The sequence below is a fragment of the Mitsuaria sp. TWR114 genome, from assembly GCF_007997345.1.
Map to the genome: position 1 here is coordinate 1 of NZ_VOSR01000574.1, position 9,540 is coordinate 9,540.

At 68.5% G+C, this 9,540-nt stretch carries 8 protein-coding genes and 1 pseudogene; 2 read left to right on the forward strand and 7 right to left on the reverse strand.

What is annotated here, in order from left to right; genetic code table 11:
- Positions 1-177: 177 nt before the first annotated feature.
- From FUT87_RS19775 to glpD, 7 genes are all read right to left on the reverse strand, one after another.
- Positions 178-1,914 carry an ABC transporter substrate-binding protein gene (locus tag FUT87_RS19775; protein WP_091728865.1) on the reverse strand — a complete coding sequence of 579 codons (1,737 nt, stop codon included), beginning with the start codon at positions 1,912-1,914 and terminating at the stop codon, positions 178-180.
- Between the two features lie 96 nt (positions 1,915-2,010).
- Positions 2,011-2,319 carry a DUF2160 domain-containing protein gene (locus FUT87_RS19780; RefSeq protein ID WP_147242130.1) on the reverse strand — a complete coding sequence of 103 codons (309 nt, stop codon included), beginning with the start codon at positions 2,317-2,319 and terminating at the stop codon, positions 2,011-2,013.
- Between the two features lie 12 nt (positions 2,320-2,331).
- Positions 2,332-3,144 (reverse strand): carbohydrate ABC transporter permease, encoded by an 813-nt coding sequence (locus tag FUT87_RS19785; protein WP_091728872.1) that lies wholly within the window; start codon positions 3,142-3,144, stop codon positions 2,332-2,334.
- The gene (locus FUT87_RS19790; RefSeq protein ID WP_091728875.1) at positions 3,137-4,021 is read right to left on the reverse strand and encodes a carbohydrate ABC transporter permease; all 885 of its coding nucleotides are present in this window, start codon (positions 4,019-4,021) and stop codon (positions 3,137-3,139) included. Before FUT87_RS19790 ends, FUT87_RS19785 begins: the two co-directional genes overlap by 8 nt.
- A complete protein-coding gene (locus FUT87_RS19795) occupies positions 4,018-5,169 on the reverse strand; it encodes an ABC transporter ATP-binding protein (protein ID WP_147242131.1) in 1,152 nt (383 codons plus the stop codon). Before FUT87_RS19795 ends, FUT87_RS19790 begins: the two co-directional genes overlap by 4 nt.
- On the reverse strand, positions 5,169-6,248 hold the full coding sequence (locus FUT87_RS19800) for an ABC transporter ATP-binding protein (RefSeq protein WP_147242132.1): 1,080 nt from the start codon (positions 6,246-6,248) through the stop codon (positions 5,169-5,171). The genes FUT87_RS19795 and FUT87_RS19800 overlap by 1 nt, the downstream gene beginning before the upstream one ends.
- Positions 6,249-6,427: 179 nt before the next feature.
- Positions 6,428-8,062, reverse strand: coding sequence for a glycerol-3-phosphate dehydrogenase (gene glpD / locus FUT87_RS19805; protein ID WP_147242133.1), 1,635 nt, complete (start codon positions 8,060-8,062; stop codon positions 6,428-6,430).
- Between the two features lie 174 nt (positions 8,063-8,236).
- On the opposite strand from glpD, the gene FUT87_RS19810 reads away from it, so the two are divergent.
- On the forward strand, positions 8,237-9,001 hold the full coding sequence (locus FUT87_RS19810) for a DeoR/GlpR family DNA-binding transcription regulator (RefSeq protein WP_091728890.1): 765 nt from the start codon (positions 8,237-8,239) through the stop codon (positions 8,999-9,001).
- 80 nt (positions 9,002-9,081) lie between these two features.
- Positions 9,082-9,540: pseudogene (locus FUT87_RS19815) on the forward strand (FGGY family carbohydrate kinase); the annotation flags it as partial.

The window sequence follows — 9,540 nt, forward strand, 5'->3', positions numbered from 1 at the left end:
CCCCGGCCCTCTCCCGCAAGCGGGAGAGGGAGTTCATTCGTGCGCCGGCCTGCTTGTCGCGCCCTACCGCTTGCGGGAGAGGGAGTTCATCCGCGCGCCGGCCTGCTTGTCACCCTCTCCCGCTTGCTGCGGGAGAGGGAGGGTGAGGGCCAAGCGGCCGACGCCATGCGGTTGCGCTCAGCGCACCTTGCCTTCCTTCCAAGCCCCCAGCAGCTTCTCATAGGCGATCGTCTCGCCCTTGGGCTTCTCGTTGGCCAGCTTGGCCCACGGCGCGCCCTTGTCGGAGAGCCACTTCTTCGGGTCTTCCTTCTTGTTGAGCTTGGGCGCGCACTTGGCCATGCCGGCGCGCTCCAGCCGCGCCATCACCGCGTCCATCTCGTCCGCCAGCGTGTCCATCGCGGCCTGCGGCGTCTTCTCGCCGGTCACCGCCTGCGCCACGTTCTTCCACCACAGCTGCGCCAGCTTCGGATAGTCCGGCACGTTCGTGCCCGTCGGCGTCCACGCCACCCGCGCCGGCGAGCGGTAGAACTCGATCAAGCCGCCGTACTTGTTGGCGTTCTTGGTGAAGTAGTCGCTGCGGATGTCGCTGTCGCGAATGAAGGTCAGGCCCTGGATGCTCTTCTTCAGGCTCACCGTCTTGGCCGTCACGAACTGCGCATACAGCCAGGCCGCCGCCGTCCGGTTGGCGTCATGGCCGCTGAAGAAGGTCCAGCTGCCCACGTCCTGATAGCCGTTCTGCATGCCGGCCTTCCAGTACGGACCGTTCGGGCCGGGCGCCATGCGCCACTTCGGCGTGCCGTCGGCATTCACCACCGGCAGGCCCGGCTTGGTCATGTCCGCGGTGAAGGCCGTGTACCAGAAGATCTGCTGCGCGATCTGGCCCTGGGCCGGCACCGGGCCGGCCTCGCCGAAGGTCATGCCCGTCGCCTCCTTGGGCGCGTACTTCTTCATCCAGTCGACGTACTTCGTCAGCGCGTACACCGCCGCCGGCGAGTTGGTCGCGCCGCCGCGGGCCACCGACGCGCCCACCGGCGTGCACTTGTCGTCGGCCACGCGGATGCCCCATTCGTCCACCGGCATGCCGTTGGGAATGCCCTTGTCGGCCGAGCCCGCCATCGACAGCCACGCATCGGTGAAGCGCCAGCCCAGCGACGGGTCCTTCTTGCCGTAGTCCATGTGGCCGTAGATCGGCTTGCCGTCGATGGTCTTCACGTCGTTGGTGAAGAACTCGGCGATGTCCTCGTAGGCGCTCCAGTTCAGCGGCACGCCCAGCTCGTAGCCGTACTTGGCCTTGAACTTGTCCTGAAGGTCCTTGCGCGCGAACAGGTCGGCGCGGAACCAGTACAGGTTGGCGAACTGCTGGTCGGGCAGCTGGTACAGCTTGCCGTCCGGTGCGGTCGTGAAGCTGGTGCCGATGAAGTCCTTCAGGTCCAGCCCGGGATTCGTCCACTCCTTACCCGCACCGCCCATGTAGTCGGTGAGGTTCATGATCTTGCCGTAGCGGAAATGCGTGCCGATCAGGTCGGAGTCCGAGATCCAGCCGTCATAGATGCTCTTGCCCGACTGCATCGAGGTCTGCAGCTTCTCGACGACGTCGCCTTCCTGGATCAGGTCGTGCTTGACCGTGATGCCGGTGATCTCGCTGAAGGCCTTGGCCAGCACCTTGGACTCGTACTCGTGCGTGGTGATGGTCTCGGACACCACCGAGATCTCCTTCACGCCCTTGGCCTGCAGCTTCTTGGCCGCCTCGATGAACCACTTCATCTCGGCGGTCTGCTTGTCCTTGGACAGCGTCGACGGCTGGAACTCGCTGTCGATCCACTTCTTCGCCTCGGCCTCGCCGGCCCAGGCGGCGTTCGCTCCCAACGCCAGCAATGCGGCCACGGCCAGCGCGGAATACTTGCTCTTGTTCACGCTTGTCTCCTGTGTCTGTCGAATCTCCCCCTCTTGAGGACGAATCGCGGCTCCGGGGGAAGAGGAAGCCGAATTCCTTGAAGCTTCAATGAAGTGTCAGCCCTTGCGCAGGATCAGGCCCAGCACCAGCATCGACAGGACGAAGCTGATCCACACGCTGGGCTCGGCCTCGAGCTTGAACCACTCGGCCATCTTCGCGCCCAGGCCGACGAAGGCCAGGTTGATGTACGCCGCCGCCAGCAGGCCGATGAACAGCCGGTCTCCGCGCGTCGTGCGCATCGGCAGCCAGCCCTTGCGCAGCGTCGTCGGCGACTTGATCTCCCACACCGTCATCCCGATCAGCATCAGCACCACGCAGCTGAAGAAGATCGCGACCGGCGTCGTCCACACCATCCAATCAAACATCGCGGACCTCCCTCACACCCGGCCCATCGCGAAACCCTTCGCGATGTAGTGGCGCACGAACCAAATCACGATGGCGCCCGGCACGATGGTCAGCGTGCCCGCGGCCGCGAGCGTCGACCAGTCCATGCCGGAAGCGCTCACCGTGCGCGTCATCGTCGCGACGATGGGCTTGGCGTCGACGCTGGTCAACGTGCGCGCCAGCAGCAGCTCCACCCACGAGAACATGAAGCAGAAGAACGCCGCCACGCCCACGCCCGCCTTGATCAGCGGCAGGAACACCGTCAGGAAGAAGCGCGGGAAGCTGTAGCCGTCGATGTAGGCGGTCTCGTCGATCTCGCGCGGGATGCCGCTCATGAAGCCTTCCAGGATCCACACCGCCAGCGGCACGTTGAACAGCAGGTGCGCCAGCGCCACCGCCAGGTGCGTGTCCATCAGGCCCAGCGTCGTGTAGAGCTGGAAGAACGGCAGCAGGAACACCGCCGGCGGCGTCATCCGGTTGGTCAGCAGCCAGAAGAAGACATGCTTGTCGCCGAGGAAGGAGTAGCGGCTGAACGCGTAGGCCGCCGGCAGCGCCACGCTGATCGAGATCACCGTGTTGATCGCCACGTAGATCAGGCTGTTGATGTAGCCGCTGTACCAGGACGGATCGGTGAAGATCGTCCGGTAGCTGGCCAGCGAGAAGTGCTGCGGCCACAGGCTGAAGCTGGAGAGGATCTCCTCGTTCGTCTTGAAGCTCATGTTGACCATCCAGTAGATGGGCAACAGCGCGAAGAGCAGGTAGGCGATCAGGAAGATCGTGCGCTTGCGGAATCGGCGTTCATCCATGGGCCACCTCGCTCTTGTCTTGGGTGCCGAGCGCCTGCATCCAGTTGTAGAGGATGAAGCACAGCAGCAGGATGATCAGGAAGTAGATCAGCGAGAACGCCGCCGCCGGGCCGAGGTCGAACTGGCCGACCGCCTTCTGCGTCAGGTACTGGCTGAGGAAGGTCGTGGCGTTGCCGGGACCGCCGCCGGTGAGGACGAAGGGCTCGGTGTAGATCATGAAGCTGTCCATGAAGCGCAGCAGCACCGCGATCATCAGCACGCCCCGCATCTTGGGCAGCTGGATGTAGCGGAACACCGCGAACTTGCTGGCGCCGTCGATGCGCGCGGCCTGGTAGTAGGCGTCGGGGATGGAGCGCAGCCCGGCGAAGCACAGCAGCGCCACCAGCGGCGTCCAGTGCCAGACGTCCATGATCAGCACCGTGACCCAGGCGTCGGTGGCATCGCCGGTGTAGTTGTAGTCGACGCCCAGCGCCTGCAGCGACGCGCCCAGCAGCCCGATGTCGGCGCGGCCGTAGATCTGCCAGATCGTGCCGACGACGTTCCACGGAATCAGCAGCGACAGCGCGACGATCACCAGCACCGCCGAGGCCTTCCAGCCCTGCGCCGGCATCGACAGCGCCAGGCAGATGCCCAGCGGGATCTCGACCAGCAGCACCGCCAGCGAGAAGCCCAGCTGGCGCAGCAGCGCGCCGTGGAGCTCCTCGTCGCGCATGACCGCCGCGAACCACTCGGTGCCGACGAAGACGCGCCGCTCGGGCGAGATGATGTCCTGCACCGAGTAGTTCACCACCGTCATCAAGGGCAGGATGGCCGAGAAGGCCACGCACAGCAGCACGGGCAGGACCAGGAACCAGGCTTTCTGGTTGATGGGTTTCATGCGAGATCCTCCTGGCGCGCGCCGGCGGTCGCCGCGCTGGCGGCGATCAGCCGCTCGTCCGCGCCATAGAAGCAGGTGTGGGGATTGAGCACGCGCAGCGCGACCGTCGCGCCCGCGGGCGGTGGCGAGGCCTGCGCCGGCAGCCGCGCCTTCAGCGTGTGCGCGCCGGTGCGGGCCGTCAGCAGCCAGTAGGTGCCGATGTCCTGCACCTGCGCCACCACGCCGGTGATGCTGCCGGGCAGCGGCGGGACGCCGTCGCCGACCGCGTCGACCGCCACGTATTCCGGCCGGATGCCCAGCGAGAACGGCGTGCCGCGCGGCAACGCCGCGTCCAGCGCGACGCCACCGGTCGCCACCAGCTGGTCGGCGACGCGCAGCGCGCCGTGCTCGTCCAGCATCGCGGGCAGGAAGTTCATGCCCGGCGAGCCGATGAAGTGGCCGACGAAACGGTGGCTCGGCCGCTCGAAGAGCTCGCCCGCCGTGCCGACCTGCACCGCCCGTCCGCGCGTCATGACGACGACGCGATCGGCGAAGGTCAGCGCCTCGACCTGGTCGTGGGTCACGTAGACCAGCGTGAGCTTGAGCTCATGGTGGATCTGCTTGAGCTTGCGGCGCAGCTGCCACTTCAGATGCGGATCGATGACGGTCAGCGGCTCGTCGAAAAGCACCGCCGACACGTCTTCGCGCACCAGCCCGCGGCCCAGCGAGATCTTCTGCTTGGCGTCCGCCGACAGGCCCGAGGCGCGCTGGTCCAGCTGGCCGTTGAGCTCCAGCATCTCGGCGATGCGGCCCACGCGCGCCTTGATGCGATCCGCCGGCACGCCGCGGTTGCGCAGCGGGAAGGCCAGGTTCTCGGCCACGGTCATCGTGTCGTAGATGACCGGGAACTGGAACACCTGCGCGATGTTGCGCTGCTGCGGCGTCAGCGTGGTCACGTCGCGGCCGTCGAATTTCACCGTGCCGTGCGAGGGCCGCAGCAGCCCGGAGACGATGTTCAGCATCGTCGTCTTGCCGCAGCCCGACGGGCCCAGCAGCGCATACGCGCCGCCGTCCTCGAAGCTCATCTGCAGCGGCAGCAGCGCGTAGTCGCTGTCCTCCTTCGGATCGGGCCGATAGGCATGGGCCAGGTCCAGGTCGATGCGGGCCATCAGCGGCCTCCCCGGCGCTCGGGCGCCCGTGTCAGCAGGCCGGCCGCGTCGAAGACGTGGACATGCGCCGCGTTGAGGTACAGCGTCAGCGGTGCGCCGAGCTCGAAGTCGTGCACGCCGGTCAGCTGGGCGACGAGCTCGCCGATCTCGGTGCGCGCATGGACGAAGGTGTCGGAGCCGGAGATCTCGGCGAGTTCGACCTCGCCCTTGATCGCGAGGTCGCCGGGCTGCGCGCTCACACGCAGCGCATTGGCGCGCACGCCGACGGTGACGCCGCCCTGCCCCGGCAGCGCGAGCTCGACGCCCGGCCGCAGCTGCAGCCGGTCGCCCAGGCCCTGCGCGATCACCAGGTTCATCGGCGGATCGCTGAAGGCGCGCGCGACGCGCAGCGATGCGGGACGGTGGAAGACCTCGGCGGTCGGGCCGTACTGCAGCAGCTCGCCGGCGTCCATCACCGCGGTGTAGCCGCCGAGCTGGAGCGCCTCGGCCGGCTCGGTGGTCGCGTAGACCACGGTCGACTCGCCAGCGGCGAAGAGCTGGCCGAGCTCCTCGCGCAGTTCCTCGCGCAGCTTGTAGTCCAGGTTCACCAGCGGCTCGTCCAGCAGCATCAGCGGCGCCTGCTTGGCCAGCGCCCGTGCCAGCGCGACGCGCTGCTGCTGACCGCCGGAGAGCTGCGCGGGCAGCTTGTCCAGATGCATCTCGATGTGCAGCTTGGTGGCGAGCTCGTCCACGCGGCGGCGGATCGCGTCGCGGTCGAGGGGGCCGCGCGAGGGGCGCAGTCGAAGCGGCGACGCGATGTTGTCCCGCACCGTCATCGACGGATAGTTGATGAACTGCTGGTAGACCATCGCCACATCGCGCTGGCGCACCGGCCAGCCGGTGACGTCGGTGCCGTCGACCAGCACCCGCCCCTGGCTGGGCCGGTCCAGGCCCGCCATCAGCCGCATCAGCGTGGTCTTGCCCGCCTGCGTCGCGCCCAGCAGCACGGTGACCGCGTTCGGCACCAGCCGCAGGTCCATCGGATACAGGTGCTGCTGCGCGCCGACCTTGTGGCTCACGCCCTGTAGGCTCAGCTCCATGAGCTCGGCTCCATCGTTGTCTCTGTGTGCATGTCGTTGTCGTTTCGTCGCGCCTCGCGGCGTTTCCCGGCGCTGGCGGGCGCCGGTCGGCGCGCCGTTGCGCTTTATGGCGCGGGTGGCTCCCGTTGTCGCTCCCCGCGAACCCGCAGTCCCGACGGGCCACGGGGCGTGGGGTCAGGTCATGCGGCGGCAGCCGGCGGCTTGGCCCAGAGGTGCTCGCGCTCGGCGAACCACTGGACCACCGCCATCCGCTGCGCCTCGGTGTAATGCAGTCCCAGCTTGGAACGCCGCCACAGCACGTCGTCCGCCGCGCGCGCCCATTCCTCGCGGACCAGGTATTCGAGTTCCGCCTGGTGCAGGCCCGGGGCAATCTCCGGGCCGAGGTTGTCCAGTCGCTCCGCGCCGCCGAGCACCCGGCCGACGCGCGCGCCGTAGGCCCGCGCCAGGCGCCGCGCCAGCGACGGCGGCAGCCACGGGTGGCGCTGGCCGATCGCGGCCAGCAGGCGCTGGAAGTCGGTGTCGGGCCGCTGCGGCGCGCCGATCCAGTCGCGCAGGTCGCCGCCGGGCAGGTGCGCATGTTCGGTCCAGGCGCGGCGCCGGTCGCCCAGCAGCGCGCCGATCAGGTCGGCCGCGTCCTCGGCCAGCTTGCGGAAGGTGGTGATCTTGCCGCCCCACACGCTCAGCAGCGGGGCGCCGCCGTCGGCGTGGGTCTCCAGCAGGTAGTCGCGCGTGACCGCCGACGGGTCGCCGGAGGCGTCGTCCAGCAGCGGCCGCACGCCGGCGTAGGTCCAGACCACGTCCGCGGCGCTGACCGGCTCGCGGAAGTAGCGGCTGGCCTGCTCGCAGAGGTAGGCGATCTCGCGCTCCTCGATGCGCGCCTTGCCGAAACCCGCCAGCGCATCGGGCGCGAGCTCCACGTCGGTCGTGCCGATCAGGGTGAAGTCGTCCTCGTAGGGGATGGCGAAGATGATGCGCTTGTCGGGGTTCTGGAAGATGTAGGCGTGGTCGTGGGTGAAGCGCTTGCGCACGATGATGTGGCTGCCCTTGACCAGGCGCAGGCTCTTGGTGGCCAGCGCCTCGCCGCGCGCGGGCGTGGCGACCTCGCGCAGGAAGCCCTCCGCCCACGGCCCGGCCGCGTTGACCAGCGCACGGGCGCGCACCGTGCGCTCGCCGTCGGCGCAGCGCAGCGTGACGATCCAGTGGTCGGCATGCCGCCGCGCCGCGGTGACCGTCGTGCGGGTATGCAGCACCGCGCCATGCTCGCGCGCGTCCAGCGCGTTCAGCACCACCAGGCGGGCGTCGTCGACCCAGCCGTCGGAATAGACGAAGCCCTTCGTGTACGTGGCCTTGAGCGGCTCGCCGTAGGGCGAGTGGCGCAGGTCGACACCGGTGGAACCGGGCAGCACCTCGCGGCGCGCCAGGTGGTCGTACAGGAACAGGCCGATGCGGATCATCCAGGCCGGCCGCATCGCGGCGTCGTGCGGCATCACGAAGCGCAGCGGCCACATGATGTGCGGCGCGCTGCGCAGCAGCACCTCGCGCTCCTGCAGCGCCTTGCGCACCAGCGAGAACTCGTAGTACTCGAGATAACGCAGCCCGCCGTGGATCAGCTTGGTCGACGAGGACGAGGTGTGCGCGGCGAAGTCCGAGGCCTCCGCCAGCACGACCTTCCAGCCCCGGCCGGCCAGGTCGCGCGCGATGCCCGCGCCGTTGATGCCGCCGCCGACGACGAACACGTCGCAGACGCTCGGCGCGCCCGGCGCCCCCGGTGCGGCAGGGGCTCCGGATTCGGTCGTCGTGGGGCTGGCGGTCATCGGGGCGGGATTCAAGCGGGTCTCCTGGGGAACGAATCGACGCGACGGCGGTTCGAAGGCCGTTGCGAAGTTCGCAATTCTGTTCTTCTTTTTTCTTTTTAGCGCGAATATGCGCGTTTCAGGCAAGGGTTTACCCGATCATTTGTTCGTTTTGGTTCCTTTAGCCTGCGCGCCATGAATCCCAACCCGCGTCAGAACGACCTGCTGCAAGAGGTGCGCGCCAATGGATCGGTGAGCGTCGAGGCGCTGGCCGAGAAATTCGGCGTCACCCTGCAGACCGTGCGCCGCGACGTGCAGCGCCTGGCCGAGGCCGGCCTGGTGCAGCGCTTCCACGGCGGCGTGCGCGTGCCCTCGTCGACCACCGAGAACATCGCCTACCGCCAGCGCCAGGCAATGCAGGCCGATGGCAAGGCCCGCATCGCGCGCGCCATCGCGGCGCGCATCCCGGCCGGCTGTTCGCTGATCCTGAACCTGGGCACGACGACCGAGGCGGTGGCGCATGCGCTGCTGCGCCACAAGGGCCTGCGGGTCATCACGAACAACCTCAACGTGGCGATGATCCTGAGCGACAACCCGGACTGCGAGCTCGTCATGGTGGGCGGCTCGGTGCGTCATCGCGACCGCGGCATCGTCGGCGAGGCGGCGGTCGACTTCATCCGCCAGTTCAAGGTGGACATCGGGCTGATCGGCATCTCGGGCATCGAGTCCGACGGCAGCCTGCGCGACTTCGACTACCGCGAGGTGATGGTGGCGCGGACCATCGTCGAGCATTCGCGCGAGGTGTGGGTGGCGGCCGACGCGACGAAATTCAACCGCCCGGCGATGGCCGAGGTGGCGCGGCTGCCGCAGATCGACGCGCTCTTCACCGACGAGCCGCCGCCCGAGCCCTTCCCGGCGCTGATGAGCGACGCCGGCGTGGAACTGGTGGTCGCGCCGTAGCATCGCGGCGGGCAGCCGCCGCCCCTCGGTTCAAGCGCCGTTCAAGCGCCGTTCAAAGCACACGACCAGCGAGACAAGTCATGACCTACCTGCTGGCCCTGGACCAGGCACCTCCAGTTCGCGCGCGATCGTCTTCGATGCGCAAGGGCGCATCGTCGCGATGGCGCAGCGCGAGTTCCGCCAGATCTATCCGCAGCCCGGCTGGGTCGAGCACGACGCCGACGAGATCTGGGACACGCAGCTCGCCGTCGCGCGCGAGGTGCTGTCCAAGGCCTCACTGAAGGCCGCCGACGTGAAGGCGCTGGGCATCACCAACCAGCGCGAGACCACGCTGGTGTGGAACCGCCGCACCGGCCGGCCCATCCACCATGCGATCGTCTGGCAGGACCGGCGCGCCGAGCCGCGCTGCGCCGAACTGCGCGAGCAGGGGCACGGCGCGCGGATCCAGGAGAAAACGGGGCTGGTCGTCGACGCCTACTTCTCCGGCACGAAGCTGCAGTGGATCCTCGACCACGTCAGCGGCGCGCGCGAGCAGGCCG

Excerpts from the sequence above, each read along its gene's own strand:
- FUT87_RS19780 (WP_147242130.1), bottom strand. The coding sequence starts at position 2,319 with ATGTTTGATTGGATGGTGTGGACGACGCCGGTCGCGATCTTCTTCAGC.
- FUT87_RS19785 (WP_091728872.1), bottom strand. The coding sequence starts at position 3,144 with ATGGATGAACGCCGATTCCGCAAGCGCACGATCTTCCTGATCGCCTAC.
- FUT87_RS19790 (WP_091728875.1), bottom strand. The coding sequence starts at position 4,021 with ATGAAACCCATCAACCAGAAAGCCTGGTTCCTGGTCCTGCCCGTGCTG.
- FUT87_RS19795 (WP_147242131.1), bottom strand. The coding sequence starts at position 5,169 with ATGGCCCGCATCGACCTGGACCTGGCCCATGCCTATCGGCCCGATCCG.
- FUT87_RS19800 (WP_147242132.1), bottom strand. The coding sequence starts at position 6,248 with ATGGAGCTGAGCCTACAGGGCGTGAGCCACAAGGTCGGCGCGCAGCAG.
- glpD (WP_147242133.1), bottom strand. The coding sequence starts at position 8,062 with ATGACCGCCAGCCCCACGACGACCGAATCCGGAGCCCCTGCCGCACCG.
- FUT87_RS19810 (WP_091728890.1), top strand. The coding sequence starts at position 8,237 with ATGAATCCCAACCCGCGTCAGAACGACCTGCTGCAAGAGGTGCGCGCC.